The 18,963-nt window shown below is 67.1% G+C and carries 17 protein-coding genes; 11 read left to right on the forward strand and 6 right to left on the reverse strand.

Annotated features, from left to right (window positions below):
- The first annotated feature begins 130 nt into the window (after window positions 1-130).
- The gene (locus HNP98_RS00090; RefSeq protein WP_173807986.1) at window positions 131-1,258 is read left to right on the forward strand and encodes an SGNH/GDSL hydrolase family protein; all 1,128 of its coding nucleotides are present in this window, start codon (window positions 131-133) and stop codon (window positions 1,256-1,258) included.
- On the opposite strand, the gene HNP98_RS00095 is transcribed toward HNP98_RS00090, so the two are convergent.
- Window positions 1,255-1,836, reverse strand: a complete 582-nt coding sequence (locus tag HNP98_RS00095; RefSeq protein WP_173807988.1) for an RNA polymerase sigma factor — start codon at window positions 1,834-1,836, stop codon at window positions 1,255-1,257. The genes HNP98_RS00090 and HNP98_RS00095 overlap by 4 nt on opposite strands.
- 467 nt (window positions 1,837-2,303) lie before the next feature.
- On the reverse strand, window positions 2,304-2,789 hold the full coding sequence (locus HNP98_RS00100) for a hypothetical protein (RefSeq protein ID WP_173807990.1): 486 nt from the start codon (window positions 2,787-2,789) through the stop codon (window positions 2,304-2,306).
- Window positions 2,790-3,228: 439 nt separating this feature from the next.
- Between HNP98_RS00100 and HNP98_RS00105 the strand changes: the two genes are divergently transcribed.
- Window positions 3,229-5,112, forward strand: a complete 1,884-nt coding sequence (locus tag HNP98_RS00105) for an ABC transporter ATP-binding protein (protein ID WP_173807992.1) — start codon at window positions 3,229-3,231, stop codon at window positions 5,110-5,112.
- Window positions 5,113-5,137: 25 nt separating this feature from the next.
- Here the strand turns inward: HNP98_RS00105 and HNP98_RS00110 are convergent, their stop codons facing one another.
- On the reverse strand, window positions 5,138-5,743 hold the full coding sequence (locus HNP98_RS00110; protein WP_173807994.1) for a Uma2 family endonuclease: 606 nt from the start codon (window positions 5,741-5,743) through the stop codon (window positions 5,138-5,140).
- 158 nt (window positions 5,744-5,901) lie between these two features.
- On the opposite strand from HNP98_RS00110, the gene HNP98_RS00115 reads away from it, so the two are divergent.
- Entirely contained in the window at window positions 5,902-6,822 is a 921-nt protein-coding gene (locus HNP98_RS00115) for a cation diffusion facilitator family transporter (RefSeq protein ID WP_173807996.1), read from the forward strand.
- A gap of 294 nt (window positions 6,823-7,116) precedes the next feature.
- Window positions 7,117-7,770, forward strand: coding sequence for a DUF4136 domain-containing protein (locus HNP98_RS00120; RefSeq protein WP_173807998.1), 654 nt, complete (start codon window positions 7,117-7,119; stop codon window positions 7,768-7,770).
- A gap of 8 nt (window positions 7,771-7,778) precedes the next feature.
- On the opposite strand, the gene HNP98_RS00125 is transcribed toward HNP98_RS00120, so the two are convergent.
- Both HNP98_RS00125 and pucL read right to left on the reverse strand, forming a co-directional pair.
- Window positions 7,779-8,753 carry an XdhC family protein gene (locus HNP98_RS00125; RefSeq protein ID WP_173808000.1) on the reverse strand — a complete coding sequence of 325 codons (975 nt, stop codon included), beginning with the start codon at window positions 8,751-8,753 and terminating at the stop codon, window positions 7,779-7,781.
- Between the two features lie 105 nt (window positions 8,754-8,858).
- Window positions 8,859-9,707 carry a factor-independent urate hydroxylase gene (gene pucL, locus HNP98_RS00130; protein WP_173808002.1) on the reverse strand — a complete coding sequence of 283 codons (849 nt, stop codon included), beginning with the start codon at window positions 9,705-9,707 and terminating at the stop codon, window positions 8,859-8,861.
- Between the two features lie 60 nt (window positions 9,708-9,767).
- On the opposite strand from pucL, the gene allB reads away from it, so the two are divergent.
- The 7 genes from allB to HNP98_RS21490 all read left to right on the forward strand — a co-directional run bounded on the left by allB (window position 9,768) and on the right by HNP98_RS21490 (window position 16,621).
- The gene (gene allB / locus HNP98_RS00135) at window positions 9,768-11,102 is read left to right on the forward strand and encodes an allantoinase AllB (protein ID WP_173808004.1); all 1,335 of its coding nucleotides are present in this window, start codon (window positions 9,768-9,770) and stop codon (window positions 11,100-11,102) included.
- A gap of 191 nt (window positions 11,103-11,293) precedes the next feature.
- On the forward strand, window positions 11,294-12,541 hold the full coding sequence (locus HNP98_RS00140; protein ID WP_173808006.1) for a Zn-dependent hydrolase: 1,248 nt from the start codon (window positions 11,294-11,296) through the stop codon (window positions 12,539-12,541).
- Between the two features lie 49 nt (window positions 12,542-12,590).
- Entirely contained in the window at window positions 12,591-13,337 is a 747-nt protein-coding gene (gene allE / locus HNP98_RS00145) for a (S)-ureidoglycine aminohydrolase (RefSeq protein ID WP_173808009.1), read from the forward strand.
- Between the two features lie 257 nt (window positions 13,338-13,594).
- A complete protein-coding gene (uraD, locus tag HNP98_RS00150) occupies window positions 13,595-14,101 on the forward strand; it encodes a 2-oxo-4-hydroxy-4-carboxy-5-ureidoimidazoline decarboxylase (RefSeq protein ID WP_173808011.1) in 507 nt (168 codons plus the stop codon).
- On the forward strand, window positions 14,098-14,436 hold the full coding sequence (gene uraH, locus HNP98_RS00155; protein WP_173808013.1) for a hydroxyisourate hydrolase: 339 nt from the start codon (window positions 14,098-14,100) through the stop codon (window positions 14,434-14,436). The genes uraD and uraH overlap by 4 nt, the downstream gene beginning before the upstream one ends.
- A gap of 111 nt (window positions 14,437-14,547) precedes the next feature.
- A complete protein-coding gene (locus HNP98_RS00160) occupies window positions 14,548-15,984 on the forward strand; it encodes a DUF6986 family protein (protein ID WP_173808015.1) in 1,437 nt (478 codons plus the stop codon).
- A 34-nt stretch (window positions 15,985-16,018) separates the two neighbouring features.
- The gene (locus HNP98_RS21490; RefSeq protein ID WP_217425602.1) at window positions 16,019-16,621 is read left to right on the forward strand and encodes a DUF1353 domain-containing protein; all 603 of its coding nucleotides are present in this window, start codon (window positions 16,019-16,021) and stop codon (window positions 16,619-16,621) included.
- A 34-nt stretch (window positions 16,622-16,655) separates the two neighbouring features.
- Here HNP98_RS21490 and HNP98_RS00170 read toward each other — a convergent pair whose 3' ends face one another.
- Window positions 16,656-18,959, reverse strand: a complete 2,304-nt coding sequence (locus HNP98_RS00170) for a xanthine dehydrogenase molybdopterin binding subunit (protein WP_173808017.1) — start codon at window positions 18,957-18,959, stop codon at window positions 16,656-16,658.
- Window positions 18,960-18,963: the final 4 nt, after the last annotated feature.

Below are 18,963 nucleotides of genomic sequence, written 5' to 3' on the forward strand. Positions count from 1 at the left end.
GAAGCGGCTGCCCCGCTCGTTAAAACCCGCCGCCCTACCCGTGCGGCCCGCGGGTGGGGCGGGCCGCGGCGGCCCGGGGCTGCTACATTCGCGCCGCCGCGCTGCCCCCGCGCGGCGGCACTCCTCCCTTATGAAGCCAATGAACAAGTACCTGCTGCTGGCCCTGTGCTGCCTGGGCCTGGGCACCGCGCTGGCGGGCCCCGCCGCCCGGCGCGCCACCACTTTGCCGGCCACCGCGCTCCCGGCCTACGGCCGGTACCGGCTGACCGACGCCCACCAGCTCGAGCTAATCGGCTCGGCGGTGCATTTCGGGTTCAGCTTCGAGGGCCCCCGGTGCGAAATTTACGCCTCGCTGCCCACGGCCGACGGGCACAACTACTTGCAGTACGAGCTGGACGGCGTGTACCAGCGCCGCGTGCGGGTGGCGGGCGCCGCGGCCGCGCCGCTCGTGCTCACGGCCCCGGGCCCGGGCCGGCACACGGTGTGGGTGTACAAAGCCACGGAGGCCCACACGGGGCCCATTTTCATCGAAAAAATAACGGGCCCGCGGGTGAAGGCCCTGCGCGAGGCGGCCGGCCCGCTCATCGAGTTCATCGGCAACAGCATCACCTGCGGCGCGGCGGCCGACGCCTCCGAAACGCCCTGCGGCACCGGGGCCTACCACGACCAGCACAACGCCTACCAGGCCTACGGGCCCCGGGTGGCCCGCGCCCTCGGGGCCCGCTTCGTGCTGAGCAGCGTGAGCGGCATCGGCCTGTACCGCAACTGGAACAGCGCCGGCCCCACCATGCCCCAAGTGTACGAAAAGGTTGATTTTCAGGACGCCTCCCCGCAGCGGTGGGACTTTTCGACCTTCACGCCCGCGGTGGTGAGCATCGCGCTGGGCACCAACGACTTCAGCAACGGCGACGGCAAGCACGAGCGGCTGCCTTTCGACAGCGCCCAGTTCGTGGGCCGCTACGTGGACTTCGTGGCGCTGGTGAAAACCAAGTACCCCCGGGCCCGCATCGCCCTGCTGAGCAGCCCCATGATGGGCGGCCACAACCGCAGCACCCTGCAAAACTGCCTGACGGCCGTGAAAACCGCCGCCGACGCCGCGCACCCCGCCGATGCCCCCGTGGCGCTCTATTTCTTCCAGCCCATGCAGGCCCGGGGCTGCAACGGCCACCCCAGCGTGGAAGACCACGCCCTGCTGGCCCAGGAGCTGGAGCCGTTTTTCCGGCCGCTGGTGGCCCCGCAGCAGGGGCCCCGCCCCTAGGCCCCGGACGCCGCCAGCTGGCTGCAGCGGGCCAGCAGGGCCAGCGTGCGCAGGGCCGCCCGCGCCCGGGTTTTGACCGTGGCCACCGGGATGCCCAACTCCTGGGCGGCTTCCAGCTGGGTGCAGCCGCCGAAGTAGAGCAGGTCGATGACCGCCCACTGCCGGGGGATGAGGTGCTGCGTCAGCTCGCGCAGCCCGATGTGCTCGGGGCGGAAGGCGACGGGGGCCCGCACGTGCTGGGCCGCCGGCACCTCCAGCGACCGGGTGCCCCGGTAGAAGCGGTGCCCCGCGCTCCGCACCGCGTCGAGGGCGTGGTTGCCGCACACGCGGGCCATCCAGGTGAAGAGGCGGCCCCGGCCGGCGTCGTAGCCGCCGATGCCCAGCCAAATCTTCAGCAGGCCTTCCTGGAGCAGGTCCTGCGCCTGGGCCTCGTCGGGCGTGATGCGCCGAATCACGGCCAGCAAGGCCACCGAGTACCGCTCGTACAGCAGCCCGAAGGCGCGTTCGTCGCGCGCCAGCAGCTGCGCCACCAGCACCGATTCGTCCGCTGCCGGGGGCAGCGTCGGTAATAATTTCATAGTGGATAGCGGCGCACCCGCTAGCTGCCGCGTGGCCGCCAAGGGGTAGAATAAGTGGACGGAGATAGGGCCCGGTGGCAAACCCGGGCAACGGCCAGCTAGTGCAATAGGTTTTAGAAGTGCGCCCGGCGGAGTGGCCCCGCGCCGGTCCGGTTAAAAGGGAAGAAAAATGAAACGGCGAATACTACGGGTAAAAGTACAACTTTTCATTTATCCCCGAAATTACTATAATTCGTATATCGTGAAAATATTATTGATGTAAGTAATTGTTTTATAATAATATAAATATAAAAAAAAGATTTAAAACCTAAAAAAGAAACCTATAATTATGTGTTAAGTCAAAAATAAAAATTTATAAATGCAATTTTACTTCTCGGAAAGAGCCTATCGGCCCGGCCTTTTGTATGAGGCTAACACGGGATTCAATGGCCGGGCGGAGGGCAGCGGTGGTGACCCTCGGCGGCCGGCTAGTGCCGGCGCTTCGTTACCACGGGCTGCACGTCGGTGAAGGCGCCCTTGATGGTGCTGCGCTTGCCCGGGGCCCCGGCCAGGCGCGTGCCGTGGAACGTGCCGGAAAAGCCCCCGCGCGGCGTTTGGGTGAGGGTGCCGCGCAGGTGCGCGCTGTAGTTGGCGCTCACCACCAGGGCGTTTTCTTTGTAGGCGTAGGTGAGCAGGGTGGCTTTGTAGGCCGAAACGGGCGTGCCCGTGGGCTTGGTGTAGTCGACGATAAAGGAACCGCCGTCGGCCTGTCCGGCTTGCTCAACGAACACGGTCAGCACGTCGGTGCTATCGGCTTTGCCAGCTTCCAGCACGGCCCGGGTGGGCACTTGCACGGTGCGGCCTTCGCGCTTGTAGCGGGTTGTGCTGGGCTCGCGGGTGAACAGCTCCTGGTTGGCCGAACAGGCGGCCACCGCGGGCAGCAGCGCCCAAAGCAAGGGGTAGAGTTTGCGCATAAAAGGGGCTTGGTAGAAAACTAAACGGGACCGTAGTTGGGTGGTGGCGCAGCCGGGCGCTGTGCGGCAGGCGCGGCGGGGCTCAATCGGGCAGCGCTTGCCGCGCTTTGGCTAGCGCCCCGGGGAAGCTGCCAGGGCCGAGCGGGCGGCAAACGGGCCCGGGGTTGCTGCGTCCCTCAAAGCCGAACGCCGGTTGCCGCTGTCCGCTTTGGCCGCCGCCGGGGGCGACCGGGCGGCCCGCCACGGCCAGCCAATGCGTTGGTTTCCGGGGGCTGCACGGCGGGACCCGGGGCCCTGGCCGGCGCGCTGCAAAATCACTCATTGGGGCGGGTAACGTCAAAAAAAACAAAGCCTCGGCAAGATAGTCCAATTTGGATTCCCGGTCCTGCCAAAACGGCGGCCTTGGCCTTCCGGCCCCAACCTTGCCCAGAGCCCGGTAATGCTTGATTTTCTGAAAAATATCTCTGCCAAAAACCCCAACAACGCCCGCGGGGGCGAGAAGCCCGCCGTGAGCGTGCGCGAGCGGGTGGGGGCCCTGCGCCACCTGCCGGCGTTCCTGCGGCTCATCTGGCGCACCAGCCCGGCCCTCACGGTGGGCAACGTGCTGCTACGCCTGCTGCGGGCGGCCCTGCCGCTGGCCACGCTCTACGTGGGCAAGCTCATCCTCGACGACGTGGTGCAGCTCACGCGCCTGCCCGCCGCCGCGCGGGCCCTGGGGCCCGTGGGGGCCCTGGTGGCCCTGGAGTTTGGCCTCGTGCTGCTGGCCGACGCCTCGGGCCGCGCAGTGGCCCTACTCGATTCGCTGCTCGGCGACTTGTTCGCCAATGCCTCGTCCATCCGCCTCATGGAGCACGCTGCCGAGCTGGACCTGGACCAGTTCGAGGACAGCACGTTTTACGACAAGCTGGAGCGGGCCCGCCGCCAAACCCTGTCGCGCTCGGTGCTGATGAGCCAGGTGCTGGCCCAGGGCCAGGACGCCGTAACGCTCGTGCTGCTGGCCGCCGGGCTGGTGGCCTTCCAGCCGTGGCTGCTGGGGCTGCTGCTGCTGGCCGTGGTACCAGCCTTCCTGGGCGAGAGCCACTTCAACGAGCGCAGCTACTCGCTGAGCCACTCCTGGACGCCCGAGCGCCGCGAGCTGGACTACCTGCGCCAGACCGGGGCTTCGGACGAAACGGCCAAGGAAGTGAAGATCTTCGGCCTTTCGGATTTCCTGGTGGACCGCTTCCGCACGCTTTCTGACCAGTTTTACACCCAGAATAAAGGCCTGGCGCTGCGGCGGGCGGGGTGGGGTACGGTGTTCGCGGCGGTGGGCGCGGCCGGCTACTACGGGGCCTACGTCTACATTTTGGCGCGGGCCGTGGCCGGGCAGATTTCCATCGGGCAGCTTACCTTTCTGGCAGGCTCGTTTGCCCGGCTCCGGGGCCTGCTCGAAGGCATCCTGAGCCGCTTCAGCTCGGTGGCCGACGGGGCCTTGTACTTGCAGGATTTTTTCGATTTCTTTGCCCTGCGGCCGAAAATCACGCGGCAGGCGGTGGGCGTTGAAACGGCCCGGCCGTTCCCGCGGCCCATTCAGCAGGGGTTTCGGTTTGAAAACGTCGGGTTCCAGTACAAGAATGGTACAAAATGGGCCATTCGGAACCTGTCGTTCGAATTGCGGGCGGGCGAAAAGCTGGCGCTGGTGGGCGAGAACGGGGCCGGCAAAACCACGCTCGTCAAGCTCCTGGCCCGCCTCTACGACCCCGCCGAGGGCCGCATCCTGCTCGACGGCCACGATTTGCGCGAGTACGACCCCGCCGAGCTGCGCCAGGAAATCGGCGTCATTTTCCAGGATTTTGTGCGCTTCCAGCTGCCCGCGGGCCAGAACCTGGCCGTGGGCCGCATCGACCAGCGCCACAACCAGCCCCGCATCGAAACCGCCGCCCACCAGAGCCTCGCCGACTCGGTGATTGCCAAGCTGCCCGGCGGCTACGACCAGATGATTGGCCGCCGCTTCAGCGGCGGCGTGGACCTGAGCGGCGGCGAGTGGCAAAAAATCGCCCTCGGCCGCGCCTACATGCGCGACGCCCAGCTGCTGATCCTCGACGAGCCCACCGCCGCCCTCGACGCCCGCGCCGAGTACGAGGTTTTCGAGCGCTTCAAGGAGCTGACGCAGGGCAAAACCGCCGTCCTCATCAGCCACCGCTTCAGCACCGTGCGCATGGCCGACCGCATCCTGGTCATCGAAAACGGCCAGTTTGTGGAAATCGGCTCCCACGAGGAGCTGCTGGCCAAGGGCGGCCGCTACGCCGAGCTATTTGCGTTGCAAGCGGCGGGGTACCGGTAGGGTGAATGGAAGAAAAAAATAAAACTTATTCCTCTTCCGCTGCGGAGCCGGCCTTCATCGGCGCCACGCCCGCCTCTTCGTACACCTCGGCCAGCGTCAGCGTTAGTCCCAGCTCCGGGATAATTAGCGCGTCTTCGGCTTCGGCCAGGGCGGTGTGGGCCCACACGCCGTGCTCGGTGAGCTGGTACCACTCCACGAGCCAGGTTTTTTGCGAGACCAGCAGGTAATGGCGCAGGCTCGGCAGCTTCTTGTACTGGTTGAATTTCAGGCCCCGGTCGTAGGCTTCGGTGGAAGGTGAGAGCACTTCCACGATGAGCACCGGGCGGTGTAGCTGCTGGCTTTCGCGCTGGTCGTGCGGGTCGCAGCTCACCATCACGTCGGGGTAGGCGTAGTGGCGGTTTTCCGCCACGGCCAGCCGCACGGCTTCCATTTGCACCCGGCAGGGCTTGCCGCGCAGGGCTTGGCGGCAACTCATGTACACGTTGCCCGCGATGGTGTTGTGCGCAATGCTGGCCCCGGCCATTGCAAATACCTCGCCCTCGAAAAACTCGTGGCGCACCTCGCTGCCTTCTTCCAAAGCAAAATATTCTTCGGTTGTGTAGCGGTGCGGTTGCGGTTCGGCGTGTCCCATAGCCAAATATAACGGCCGCTGGTAGCAAGCAAGTCACGCCCGGCCGCGCCTTACATGTACTACGCCGCGCAGTGTGCCCTGCAAGCCGCTGGCTACCGCCAGGGGCCCGGCTGCGTAAAGGCACCAGCGGCCTATTGGCTGCGCTAATTCAGCAACGCATGGCCTCCTCAAAAACGGCGCTCTACACGGCCCTGGCGGCCAACCTGGGCATTGCCGCCACCAAATTTGTGGCCGCCGGCATCACGGGCAGCTCGGCCATGCTCTCGGAGGGCATTCACTCGCTGGTGGACACCGGCAACGAGCTGCTGCTGCTGCTGGGCCTGCGCCGCAGCCAGCGGCCCCCCGACGAGCACCGGCCGTTCGGCTACGGCCGGGAGCAGTACTTCTGGTCCTGCGTGGTGGCCCTGCTGGTGTTTGCGGTCGGCGGGGGGCTCTCGTGCTACGAAGGCGTGGCGCACCTGCGGCACCCGGAGCCCATGAAAAACCCGCTGTGGAACTACCTCGTGCTGGGCGTGGCCTTTGCCTTAGACGGCTACTCGCTGCGCACCGCGTGGCGGGCCTTCAACGCGAAACGGGGAGCGGAGCCGTTCTGGCAGGCCTTGAAAAACAGCAAAGACGCCGCCACGTTCACGGTGCTGTTCGAGGACGCGTCCGACGTGCTGGGCCTGCTCATTGCTTTTCTGGGGGTGTTTCTGGGCCACGCCTTGCACAACCCGTACTTCGACGGCGGGGCCTCGGTTTTGATTGGGCTGCTGCTGATGGCCGTGGCCGGGGTGCTGGCCGGCCAAAGCAAAAGCCTGCTGCTGGGCGAAGGCGTGGACGCGGCAACCCGCCGCCGGCTGGTGGCCCTCACCGAGGCCGATCCGGCCGTGGTGCGGGCCCTGCGCATCGCCACCATCTACCTGGGCCCCGAGGAAATCACGCTCGTGCAGGGCGTCGCCTTCCGCCTCGACCTAACCACGGCGGCCATCAACCAGGCCATCGTGCGCATCCACGCGGCGGAAAAGCAGGCCTTCCCCGCCATCAGGCACGCCTATATCCAGCCCGTGGCCCTGGCCGAAACCGAGGAAGTCGCGTAGCGGCGGTTGGGTGGGCCGGCCCCGGGCCAGTGGGGCGCTTTGCCAGCCGCAAAATATTCTGCTGCCGGGCGGCACGGGCGGCGCTTGGATAAATTTTTCGGCCCCATGCACCTGCGGTGCACCGAGCCAAATAGCCGGGCCGGGGCCCCGGGGCGGCCGTTCCGGGGCCCGTGGGGGCCGCGGCCCAGTAATGGCTAGTGGCTATGTTATGAAGGTATTACGTGCGGGAGGATAGGCGGAAACCAAGATGGATTTCGTATCTTGGAACCTCATTGTTCTTCCCTTCCGCTTGATATGAAATTTACCCTTGCTTTCTGGTTGGGCTGCCTGCTGGCGGTCGGCTTGCTCCCCGGCTGCATCATGTCGCGCGAGGCCCGCGTCGAGTCCGACTACAGCTACGGCGGGCGCTTCCGGCGCTACCGCTCCTACAGTTTCATTACCGGCACCGGCCTGGCCTCCGACACCAGCCACCTGGGCGGAACCCTGCGCGACGCCATCCGGCAGCGCCTGCGGGCCCAGGGCTACCGCCCCGCCCGCGGCAACAGCCGCCCCGACCTGCTGGTGAGCTTCCGCATTTTTGAGGGCGACATGCACTTCCACGGCTTCAACCAAGAGGAGCTGACCACCTGGGTGAAGAACAACGACGCCGAGGACGACGCCACCCCCGACGACCAGCGCCACACCTACCAGCCCGTGCGCCTGCTGCTAGCCGAGGGCACGCTGCTCGTCACCCTCATCGACGCCCACTCCAACCGGGCCGTGTGGAACGGCTACGCCTCGGGCGTGACCGTGCCCGAGGGCCTGCGCGGCGAAGTGGTGCTCGTGCGCTCGGTGCGCTCCATTTTTGACCGCTACCGCATCTTCACCGAGAACTATTTCCAGGGCGGCAACGTGGACGGCTCCGCCAACGGCGGCGGCCCCGGCGATGCCGACGGCGAAAAGCCGTAGCCCGGCGGCTAGACCACGGCCGCGTTGCGCACCGCAATCAGCTCGGCGGCCACGCTGACGGCAATTTCTTCGGGCGTGCGGCTGTGGATGGGCACGCCGATGGGCCCCCGCAGCCGTTCCAGGACTGCGGCGGCAAAGCCTTCGGCCAGCAGCACCCGGCGCAGCTCGGCTACTTTGGCGGCGCTGCCCATCACGCCCAGGTAGGCATAATCGCGGTCCAGCAGCTGGCGCAGGGCCACGGCGTCGGTGCGGTAGCCCACGGTCATCACCACCACGTAGCGGTGGGGGCCCGGGGGCACGGCGGCGGCCAGGGCCTCATAGCTGCTCAGCACGTGGCGGTGGTGGGCGGCGTCATTAGCGGCCAGCGTGGGCAGGTCGGGCCGGTCGTCGAGCACGGTGATTTCAAACTCCAGGGCCGCCGCCACCCGCGCCAGGGCCCGGCTCACGTGCCCGCCGCCCACGATCGTGAGCTGGTCGCGGAAGCCCAACTGCTCGCAGTAGCGCCACCCGGGCCCCGGCTGGTAGCGGTAAAAAGTATTCGGCACTTCGGTCAGCACCCGCAGGCCGGCGGCGGCGCTCAGCTCAAAAGCGCCGCGGCCCAAGGCCCCCAGGGTGTGTTCGATGGCCGCCACGGCGGGCAAATCGGCCGGCCGCAGGGGCCAGAGCAGCACCTCCTGCTCGCCCGAGCACATCATGCCCGAGCGGTCGGCCGGGGCCTCGCGCCGGTGCACCTGGGGCCGCAGCAGCGGCGCGAAGTCGCCGGCCCGTAGGCGCTGGCGGGCCAACTCCACCCACTTGTGCTCCATGATGCCGCCGCCGATGGAGCCAGCCGTTTCGGCCGCTGTCACCACCATTTTGAAGCCCTGGCGGCCAGGGCTGCTGCCGGCGCTGCGCACCACGCACAGCAGCGCCGCCGGCTGGCCCGCCCGGAGGGCGGCCGCTGCCAGGGCCCAGGCGGGCAGGTCGCGGGGAGGGGAGGGCATAATTTAATTAACTTAAGATAATAATGGAACGTCATGCTCAGCTGCGCGGACGCCAGATGAGCATGACGTTTTCAATGTTGCGCTCTGCGTGTTTCTGTTGAAAAATTACCCCCGCACCACCGTGCCGGTAATGTAGCCAAACGGCGCGTCGGTGGCCACGAACACCTCGTTGGTGTTGGTTTGGCCGAAGGGCTCCAGGTTGAAGGGAATGTGGTGCTTGTTGGGCATGACGAGGCTTACTTCCTTCACTGCGTCGTTGGATTTTAGGATTTCCTCGCCAATGGCATAAAGCGTGTGCTGCACCGAGAGGCTCTGGTGCCCGGCGAAGGTGCGCAGCAGATTGGTGCGGATTTGCTGGTACTGAGTTTCAAAATCGAGGTCGGCGGCGGTGTACTCCCACTCGGCCTCGCACTCGGTGGCCAGGATGCGGTCGGTGGTTTCGGGCAGCACGGTGTACTCGTCTTTGGGGTAGCCCACGAAGCCCGAATCGGCGGTTTTGAGCAGCAGCAGGCCCTTCAGGCCGGCCCACACCGTGGTGGTGCCGTCGGCGCGTAGCTCCACTGCGGCGCGGCGCTTCTCCGAGCCGCCGCCCACGAAAGCGTGCGGGTGGGCCTGGCCGTCGAAGCTCATGCGTTGGTACAGGTGCTCCACGATTTCGATGCGGGCTTTGCTCACCTGCGGGTTGCGGGCCACGAAATGCCGCGCCAGCACCAGGCCAAACTCCTCGATGGGGCCCGTGAAATACTCGCGGGCCAGGGCGTACACGGTGTTTTTCTGGGTGTCGGTGGGCAGGATGAGGGCGTTGTCGCCCACGGTGTGGGCCGCCTCGAAGTCGCCGGTCAGCTGCACGCTCACCGATACCTGGCGGAACTCGTGGTGGCCGGCGTGGCGGAGGACGCGTGAGAGGTTCACGGCGTTTTTGCCGTAGGCGTTGGCGGCGAGTTTGATGGGCATGGGGCGTAGCTTGCGGAGCAAAAAAAGAAGGGCAAGATAGTCGCCCGCCGCCTCCGCCCGATGGAATTAACCCTGAAAAGTACCGCCGTGGTCACGCCCGCCGGCCTGCGCCCGGCCCTGGTGGTGCTGCGCGGCGGCCGCATCGCCGACGTGCTGCCCTACGATGCTCCCGTGGCCGGGCCCGTGCTCGACTTCGGTGGCCAGGCCCTGCTGCCGGGCGTCATCGACCCGCACGTGCACCTCAACGAGCCCGGCCGCACCGATTGGGAAGGCTTCGACACGGGCACCCGGGCCGCGCTGGCCGGGGGGCTCACCACGCTGGTGGACATGCCGCTGAACTCGGCCCCGGTCACGACGTCGGTGGCCAGCCTGCGCCTGAAGCAGGCCGCCACCGCGGGCCAGCTGCACGCCAACGTGGGCTTCTGGGGCGGCATCGTGCCCGGCAACGCGGCCGAGGTGGGGCCCCTGGTGGCGGCCGGGGTGCTGGGCTTCAAGGCGTTTCTGACGCACTCGGGCATCGACGATTTCCCCAACGCCACCGAGGCTGATTTGCGCCAAGTAATGCCGCTGCTGGCCCACCACGGCCTGCCGCTGCTGGTGCACTGCGAGCTATCGGAAGACAACGACGAGTGGAAAAAGGGCGACACCCGCGCCTATTCCAACTACCTGGCCTCGCGGCCCAAAAGCTGGGAAGACGACGCCATCAAGCTGATGATTCGGCTGTGCGCCGAGTACGGTGGGCCGGTGCACATCGTGCACTTGTCGTCGGCCAGCTCCCTGGGGCCCATTGCCGAAGCCAAGGCCCGGGGCCTGCCCCTGACCGTGGAAACCGGCCCGCACTACCTGTTTTTCAACGCCGAAGACATTGCCGACGGCCAGACGCAGTTCAAGTGCGCCCCGCCCATCCGCGAGCGGGCCAACAACGAGCAGCTGTGGCGGGCCCTGCACAGCGGCCTCATCGACTTCGTGGCCACCGACCACTCGCCCGCCCCGCCCGCCCTGAAGCAGCTGGCCAGCGGCGATTTTGCCACCGCCTGGGGCGGCATCGCCTCGCTCCAGCTGGCCCTGCCCGCGCTGTGGACGGCGGCCAAAAAGCGCGGGGCCACCCTGCCCGACCTGGCCCGCTGGCTGAGCGAAAACCCGGCGCGGCTTATCGGCCAGGCCCACCGCAAGGGCCGGATTGCCCCCGGCTACGACGCCGATTTGCTGGTGCTGGCCCCCGACGAAACGTTCGTCGTGACCGAGCAGCTGCTGCACCACCGCCACAAGGTGTCGCCCTACCTGGGCCGGGCGCTGGCCGGCGTGGTCACGCGCACGTTTCTGGCCGGCGAGGAGGTTTTTCGCCGCCCCGACTTCCTGCACCTGAACCGCGGGCAGCTGCTGCACCGGAAGTAGCGCATATTTGCGGCCCCCGTTGCGCCCCGGGAGAACCTCGCCCCCTAGCCCCCTCTCCAAAAAAGAGGGGGAACTAGTTTTTAGTCTTAGACTCTGAGAATTAGATTTCTAGAATTAGAGCTAGTTCCCCCTCTTTTTTGGAGAGGGGGCTAGGGGGCGAGGTTCCTAGGGAGTGTATCAAACCATCGAAAATGACCGATTACCACGCCCGCACCGCCCACATCCTGGCCCGCATCGAGCAGCTGGCCGCCATCAGCGACGACGCCGACGGCGTGACGCGCACCTTCGGCACGGCGGGCTTCGTGCGGGGCCGCGACTTGGTGCAGGGCTGGTTCGCGGCCGCCGGCCTGGAAACGCGCCTCGACGGCATTGGCAACCTGCGCGGGCGGTGGCCCAGCGCCCGGCCGGGGGCCAAAACCTTCGTGCTGGCCTCGCACATCGACACGGTGGTGAACGCCGGCAAGTACGACGGCCCCCTGGGCGTGCTGATGGCGCTGGATTTGGTCGAAACCATCATCCAGCAGCGAATCGAGCTGCCTTTTCATATTGAGTTGATTGCTTTCAGCGACGAGGAGGGCGTGCGCTTCCACACCACGTACCTGGGCAGCAAGGTCGTGACGGGGGCCTTCGACCCGGCGCTGCTGCAAAAGACGGATGCCGAAGGCATCACCCTGGCCCGGGCCATTGCCGCGATGGGCGGCGACGCCGCGCAGATTCCGGCCGATGCGCTGCCCGCCGCCGAGTGGCTGGGCTACTTCGAGCTGCACGTCGAGCAGGGCCCCGTGCTCTGGGCAAGCGGCGTGCCGGTGGCGCTGGTCGCGGCCGTGGCCGGGCAGCAGCGCGTGGAGTTGACCTGGCAGGGCATGGCCGGCCACGCCGGCACGGTGCCCATGGCCCAGCGCCAGGACGCGCTGGCCGCCGCCGCCGAGTTTGTGCTGGCCGCCGAAGCCTTCGCCGGGGCCCACGGCCGGGGTCTGGTGGCCACGGTGGGCCAGCTGCGCATCCCCCACGCGGCCAGCAACGTGATTCCGGGCCAGGTCATCCACAGCCTCGACCTGCGCAGCCCCGACGCCGGGCCGCTCGCCGCCGCCTACGGGGCCCTGCACGCCCGGGCGGAGGCCATTGCCGCCCGGCGCCGCGTGGCCCTGAGCTGGCAGCTGGTGCAAGCCACCGCGCCCGTGGCCTGCGACGCCGGCCTGAACGAGCTGCTGGCCCGGGCCATTGCCGCCAGCGGCCACGCGGTGGTGCGGCTGGTGAGCGGCGCGGGCCACGACGTGGTGCCCGCTTCGGCCATGGCCCCGGCCACCATGCTGTTCATTCGCTGCTACGAAGGCATCAGCCACAACCCGCTCGAAAACGTGGAAGCCCCCGACGTAGCGGCGGCGCTGGAAGTGGCCGAGCAGTTCTTGCGGCGGCTGGCTTCGCGGCACACCCCTTAGCCATTTCTTGTTATCGCTATCCAACCCTCATTTTTCTAATATGCCAGCTATGGAAATCTCCGCCCTTACCCGCTCCGTCGTTCGGCGCAACCACGCCGTCATTGCCCCCGACGGCTACATCAACAGCACCGTGCCCGGCTGGACGGACTGCACGGTAAATGTGCTTATCAACGAGCAGATGGGGGCCCGGCTCTGCCAAACGCTGGTCACGCTGACGGAGGCCGGCAAGCTGGCGGGCATGACCCAGGCGTCGCAAATCTTCTTTTACGTGGTGGCCGGCGCGGTGGAAGCGGCCGCCGACAGCTCGAATAAAACGCTGACGGCCGGGCAGTTCGTGTACGTGCCCGTGGGGCAGCCCTACCAGTTCAAAAACGCCACGGCCGGCACCCAAATCCTGACCTTCCACAAGGTGTACGAGCCGCTGGACGGCCACCCCGTGCCGCCGGTGCTGTGGGGCGAAAAAGACGACAGCAAGGCCCCCGTGTACCTGAACGACGCGGCCCTGCGCATCCAGGAGCTGCTGCCCAACGGCCTGGGTTTTGACATGGCCGTCAACATCTTCACTTACGACCGCGGCGGCCACCTGCCCATGGTCGAGACGCACATCATGGAGCACGGCCTGCTGTATTTGCAAGGCCAGGCCATCTACATGCTCGACCAGCAGTGGTACCCCGTCAAAAAAGGCGACTCGATTTGGATGGCTCCCTACTGCCAGCAGTGGGCCACGGCCATGGGCCAGGAGCCGTCGGTGTACATCTATTACAAAAACGTAAACCGGTTTCCGACGGCGGTTTGATGAGGTTTATGCAATGGCTATTGGCCGCCGGGGCCTGGCTGGAAATCGTTATCTCGCCCACGCTGATTGGCGGTGCAGCCGGCTTTATTTTGTGGCTGGTACTGCGCGGCGTTGCCGGAATAATAGTCGGCAGTGTACTTGCGGTAGCGGGGCTGCTGATAGGGATTGGGTGGGCGGAAAAGGCCCGGCGGTGGTACGGAACAATTGAATTTATGTCCAGGATTCGGGCCCACCCCGAATTGAATCAATCTCATTCAATGGCGCTTTCCGAATTAAACGACGCCGCACCGGCTGCCCGCGCCGGGGCCCTGGCCACCTGCTGCGGGGCCCCCGCCTGGGTAGCGGCCCTGAACCAGCAGTTTCCCTTCGCGGCGGCGGCGGCGCTGTTCGCGGCGGCCGACCGGGTGTGGTACGGGCTGACGGAAGCCGACTGGCGGGCGGCCTTCGCGCACCACCCCAAAATTGGGGACGTGGACGCCCTAAGGGAGAAGTTTGCCAGCACCGCCGCCTGGGCCGCCGGCGAGCAGGGCGCGGTGCGGCAGGCGTCGGAGGCCACGCTGGGGGCCCTGGCGGCGGGCAACGCGGCCTACGAGCAGCGGTTTGGCTACATCTTTATCGTGTGCGCCACGGGCAGGTCGGCCGACGAAATGCTGGCCTTGTTGCGGGCCCGGCTGGCCAATGCGCCGGCCGACGAAATACGCATTGCCATGGGCGAGCAGGCCAAAATCACGCGCCTGCGCCTCGAAAAACTACTAGCCGCATGAGCCAGATAACCACCCATATTTTGGACACCACCAAGGGCCGGCCCGCCGCGGGCGTCACCATTGCGCTGCGGCGCCAGGCCGGCGACGGGTGGCAGGAAATAGCCCGGGGCGTGACGAATGCCGACGGCCGCCTCACGGATTTATTAATTGATAAGACGCCGTTGGAATTGGGCATTTACCAAATGAAATTCTTTACCCGGGAATACTTTGCCCGCGACGGCACGGCCCACTTTTACCCGTTCGTAGAAATTTGTTTTGAGGTGGCCACGGCGGAGCACTACCACGTGCCGCTGCTGCTCAACCCCTTCGGCTACAGCACCTACCGCGGCTCCTGAACAGCTGTAAAACGGAGCGGTGCGCCGTTCCGCCGTTTGTGCTACGCTCGAATCATGCTTCTGTTGCCCGGCCCAAAACGGAGTGCCACTCCGTTCTACTTACCCTATTTCATGAAACTCAGCCTCCAGCCCACCGCCCAAACCGCCCTGCTCGACCAGCTCGGCGCGGCCAACCGGCACTTCCAGCACACCTACCCCGGCGACCGGCCCGACCGCCAGCCGGTGCACACCGTCTATGGCGGGGCCAACCTGTTCAAGGCCGACACCTGCGGGCGGATGGGCGAAATTGCCCTGCGCAGCCTCCAGGCCTACGCCCCCCACTTCGTGGCGCTGGCGCGGGTGCTGCAATTCCCCGGCCACGAGCACCTGCCCGCGCTGGAACGCGACATCACAGCCCTGGCCGCCCGGCTCGACGCGCTGCCCGACGACGCGCGGCGGCAGGAGCCGGCCTGGCTGGCCCACGCCGTGTACCAGAAAATCGTGCGGAAGCTGCAAACCGAGCCGGTGGAAGATTTCCGGATTGATTTTGAGGACGGCTTCGGCAACCGGCCCGACGCCGAGGAAGACGCCACCGCCGTGCAGGCGGCCCAGGAGGTAGCCAAAGGCCTGGCGCAGGGCACCTTGTCGCCGTTCATCGGCATCCGCATCAAGCCCTTCACCGAGGACATGAAGGCGCGGGGCGTGCGCACGCTGGACATCTTCCTGACCGCGCTGCTGGCCGAAACCGGCGGCCGGCTGCCCCCCAACTTCGTGGTGATGCTGCCCAAAGTGACCATCCCCGAGCAGATGACGACCCTCGTGCGCCTGTTCGAGCTGCTGGAGCAGGCCAACGGCCTGGCCCCCGGGGCCCTGAAGATGGAGACGATGGTGGAGGCCACCCAAATCGTGATGGACGAGGAGGGCCGCAACCCGCTGCTGCGCATCGTGCGGGCCGGGGAGGGGCGCTGCGTGGCGGCCCACTTCGGCACCTACGACTACACGGCCTCGGCCGGCATCACGGCCCGGTACCAGACGATGGCGCACCCCGTGTGCGACTTCGCCCACCACATGACCAAGGTGGCGCTGGGCGGTACCGGCATCTGGCTGAGCGACGGGGCCACCAACGTGATGCCCATCGGGCCCCACCGGGGCGACCACCTGAGCTTTGCCCAGCTGCGCGAAAACCAGGAATCGGTGCACCACGCCTGGCGGGAGGCCTACCACCACACCACCCACTCACTCATCAACGGTTTCTACCAGGGCTGGGACCTGAACCCCGCGCAGCTGCCCATGCGCTACGCCGCCACCTACCACTTCTTCCTCAGCAGCTACGAGGGGGCCGTGCACCGCCTGAAAACCTTCGTGGAGCGGGCCGCCATTTCCACCCTCACCGGCGACATTTTCGACGACGCTGCCACCGGCCAGGGCCTGCTCAATTTCTTCCTCAAGGCCCTGAACTGCGGGGCCATTGCCAAAGAAGACATCGTGCCCACCGGCCTCACGATTGCGGAAATCGAAACCCGCTCCTTCTTCCGCATCCTGGAAGGCCGGCGCAAGCAGGTGGCGTAAATAAAAACGCTAATCACCAAAAACCGCCCACCCAATGGACCCTGCCCTGGGAACGTTTTCGGAAGACCCGCGGGCCGACTGGCTTACCGAGCCCGACGACCGGCGGATGCGGCTGCTGCGCGACTTCTGGTACGACGATCCCGCCGGCCGGCGCTGGCCGGCCCCGGCGGGCAGCGTGGTGGACGGGGCCAGCATTCCGGCGGCGCTGTGGTCGGCGGTGGGCTCGCCCTACACCGGGCCGTACCGCCGGGCCTCCATCGTGCACGACGTGGCCTGCGACACCCCGGCCGTGCCCCGCGCCGACGCCGATAAAATGTTCTACCAGGCCTGCCGGGCCGGCGGCTGCTCCGCCGCCTATGCCGAGCTGCTCTACGCCGGGGTGCGCATCGGGGCCCACCTGCCCCGGGTGCGGCTGTGGGCGGGCGCGGCGGCGCGGCCGCAGCTGGCCCGCGGCGCGGCGCCCGCGGCCCTGGCCGACGAGAGCATCCGCACCACGTTTTGGGAAATTGCCGCCGACCTGGATGCCCGGCGCACTACTGGTACGTTTGCGTCCGCAACGGCCGTGGCCGACGCCGACTCATTTGCGCAGGTAGCCGCCATCGTGGACCGGCACCTGGCCGCCAAGGCCCGCCAATAAGCTCTTTCAGAAGGTTATTCGCGGCGCTAGCCGTTCAGGAAGCAGCGGTTGCCGCCACGGCTGTTTCTTCCGTGTGCGCCGCCAGCGCTTCGGGGTAGAGCCCGCCCAGCACCCGCTCGGGGGTCATGGGGGCCACCAGGGGCAGGGCCGCGCCGGGCCGAAAGGCGCGGATGGCGTCGCGCAGGGCGAAGTAGGCCCCGATGCCGTACATCAGCGGCGGCTCGCCCACGGCTTTCGAGCGCAGGATGGCCTTGGGGTGGCCGGGCGTGTCGAGGAAATGCACGTCGAGCACGGCGGGCACCGCGTACAGGTCGGGCACCTTGTAGCTGTTCAGCGAGTTGCTGAGCAATTTACCCTCTTCATTATAGCTGATTTCTTCCAGCGTCATCCAGCCGATGCCCTGCACGGCCCCGCCTTCCACCTGGCCCCGGTCGATGGCCGGGCTGAAGCTCTGGCCGAAGTCGTGGGCAATGTGCACGGCGTCAATGGTGTAGGTGCCGCGCAGGCAATCGACGGTGGCGGTGGTGAGGGCCGTGCCATACACATGGTAGGCGAAGGGGTGGCCCTGCTCGGTGCCGGCGTCGAAGTGCACGCCGGGCGTGGCGTAGTGGGCGTTTTCGGTGAGGGCCACGCGCCGCAGGAAGGCGCTGGACACCAGCTTCTCCCAGGTGGTTTCGGCCGGGATACCGGCGGCCAGCACCTGCTCGTTTTCGATGGTGAGGCCCTCGTAGTCCACCGCAAACTCGGTGCTGGCCTGGCGCAGCAGCCGCTCGCGCAGGGCCCGGCAGGCCAGCTCGGTGGCCTTGCCGTTGAGGTCGGCGGTGGCGCTGGCGGCGCTGGGCGAGGTGTTGGCCACGCGGGTGGTGTTGGTGGTTTCGATTTTGATGCGGGAAATTGAGATGCCCAGCGTGCGGGCCGCCACCTGCGCGATTTTGGTGTTCACGCCCTGGCCCATCTCTACCGCGCCCGTGCTGATGCCCACCGAGCCGTCGGTGTAGATGTGGACCAGGGCCCGGGTTTGGTTCATAAAGGTCTTCGTGAACGAGATGCCGAAGCAGATGGGCATCACCGCCAGGCCCTTCTTAAAGAGCTGATTTTTCCGGTTGAACTCCGTTATTTCCGTCCGCAGCTTATCCAGCCCGAACCGCTCGGCGGCGGTGTCCCAGGCCTGCTCGGCGTGGCACATTTCGGCCGGCTGGCGGTACGGGAACCGGTCGCCCTCGCGCAGCAGGTTCCGCCGCTGAATCTCGCTGGGCAGCACCCCCAGCTCCTCCGCCGCCTTGGTAATGGCCGCCTCAATGACGAACATGCCCTGGGGCCCCCCGAAGCCCCGGAAGGCCGTATTGGGCGGTAGGTTGGTGCGGCACGAATGGGCCGTGGCCGTCACGTTGGGGATGAAATAAGCGTTGGTGGTGTGGAACAGGGTGCGCTCCAGCACGGCCGGCGAGAGGTCGGCCGCGGCCCCGGCGTTCTGGAAGTACGTCACCTCGTAGGCAATGATTTTCAAGTCTTTACTCAGGCCGATTTTGAAGTCGGACGAGTAGGGGTGGCGCTTGCCGGTCATGCGCATGTCGGCCATGCGGTCGAGCACCAATTTCACCGGTTTTTTGGTTAAAAAGGCCCCCAGCGCGGCCAGGCAGCCCCAGGGCGTGGCCTGGTCCTCCTTGCCGCCAAAGCCGCCGCCGAGGCGCGTCACGTCCACTTCCACCTGGTGCATGCCCACGCCCAGCACCACGGCGGCGTGGCGCTGCACGGCCGTGGGTCCCTGGGTCGAGGAAATAATCTTCACCCCGCCCAGCTCGGTAGGAAAAGCGTACGCCCCCTGCGTCTCAATGTACAGGTGCTCCTGCCCGCCCGTCTCGGCCACCCCCTCGAACACGTGGGCGCACCCGGCAAACGCAGCCCCCGAATCGCCGATGCGGTGGGTGCGCGGCGGCACGATCAGCTCGCCGAGCGCGGCGGCCTCGCGCGGGTCGGTGATGATGGGCAGCGGCGCGATGTCGGCCGCAATCAGCTTTAGTGCGGCGTGGGCCTGGCGCTCGGTGCGGGCCAGCACCAGCGCCACCGGCTGCCCCTGGAAGTGCACGTGGCCCTCGGCCAGCAGCGGCTCGTCGGGCACAATGCCCCCGATTTGGTTGCGCCCCGGCACGTCGGCCGCCGTGAGGATGCGCACCACGCCGGGGGCCCGGCGGGCGGCCCCCAGGTCGAGGCCCTTGAGCACGCCGTGCGCCAGCGGCGACTCGTACACCGCGGCGTACAGCGTACCCTGCTGCACGGGCACGTCGTCGAGGTACTGCGATTCGCCGCGCACGTGGCGCTGGGGGTCGAGGTGGTTCATGATG

The organism is Hymenobacter caeli, assembly GCF_013294115.1.
Lineage (GTDB): Bacteria > Bacteroidota > Bacteroidia > Cytophagales > Hymenobacteraceae > Hymenobacter > Hymenobacter caeli.

What these genes read in the sequence shown, in the direction of transcription:
- HNP98_RS00090 (WP_173807986.1), top strand. Translation starts at nt 131, where the DNA reads ATGAAGCCAATGAACAAGTACCTGCTGCTGGCCCTGTGCTGCCTGGGC.
- HNP98_RS00095 (WP_173807988.1), bottom strand. Translation starts at nt 1,836, where the DNA reads ATGAAATTATTACCGACGCTGCCCCCGGCAGCGGACGAATCGGTGCTG.
- HNP98_RS00100 (WP_173807990.1), bottom strand. Translation starts at nt 2,789, where the DNA reads ATGCGCAAACTCTACCCCTTGCTTTGGGCGCTGCTGCCCGCGGTGGCC.
- HNP98_RS00105 (WP_173807992.1), top strand. Translation starts at nt 3,229, where the DNA reads ATGCTTGATTTTCTGAAAAATATCTCTGCCAAAAACCCCAACAACGCC.
- HNP98_RS00110 (WP_173807994.1), bottom strand. Translation starts at nt 5,743, where the DNA reads ATGGGACACGCCGAACCGCAACCGCACCGCTACACAACCGAAGAATAT.
- HNP98_RS00115 (WP_173807996.1), top strand. Translation starts at nt 5,902, where the DNA reads ATGGCCTCCTCAAAAACGGCGCTCTACACGGCCCTGGCGGCCAACCTG.
- HNP98_RS00120 (WP_173807998.1), top strand. Translation starts at nt 7,117, where the DNA reads ATGAAATTTACCCTTGCTTTCTGGTTGGGCTGCCTGCTGGCGGTCGGC.
- HNP98_RS00125 (WP_173808000.1), bottom strand. Translation starts at nt 8,753, where the DNA reads ATGCCCTCCCCTCCCCGCGACCTGCCCGCCTGGGCCCTGGCAGCGGCC.
- pucL (WP_173808002.1), bottom strand. Translation starts at nt 9,707, where the DNA reads ATGCCCATCAAACTCGCCGCCAACGCCTACGGCAAAAACGCCGTGAAC.
- allB (WP_173808004.1), top strand. Translation starts at nt 9,768, where the DNA reads ATGGAATTAACCCTGAAAAGTACCGCCGTGGTCACGCCCGCCGGCCTG.
- HNP98_RS00140 (WP_173808006.1), top strand. Translation starts at nt 11,294, where the DNA reads ATGACCGATTACCACGCCCGCACCGCCCACATCCTGGCCCGCATCGAG.
- allE (WP_173808009.1), top strand. Translation starts at nt 12,591, where the DNA reads ATGGAAATCTCCGCCCTTACCCGCTCCGTCGTTCGGCGCAACCACGCC.
- uraD (WP_173808011.1), top strand. Translation starts at nt 13,595, where the DNA reads ATGGCGCTTTCCGAATTAAACGACGCCGCACCGGCTGCCCGCGCCGGG.
- uraH (WP_173808013.1), top strand. Translation starts at nt 14,098, where the DNA reads ATGAGCCAGATAACCACCCATATTTTGGACACCACCAAGGGCCGGCCC.
- HNP98_RS00160 (WP_173808015.1), top strand. Translation starts at nt 14,548, where the DNA reads ATGAAACTCAGCCTCCAGCCCACCGCCCAAACCGCCCTGCTCGACCAG.
- HNP98_RS21490 (WP_217425602.1), top strand. Translation starts at nt 16,019, where the DNA reads ATGGACCCTGCCCTGGGAACGTTTTCGGAAGACCCGCGGGCCGACTGG.
- HNP98_RS00170 (WP_173808017.1), bottom strand. Translation starts at nt 18,959, where the DNA reads ATGAACCACCTCGACCCCCAGCGCCACGTGCGCGGCGAATCGCAGTAC.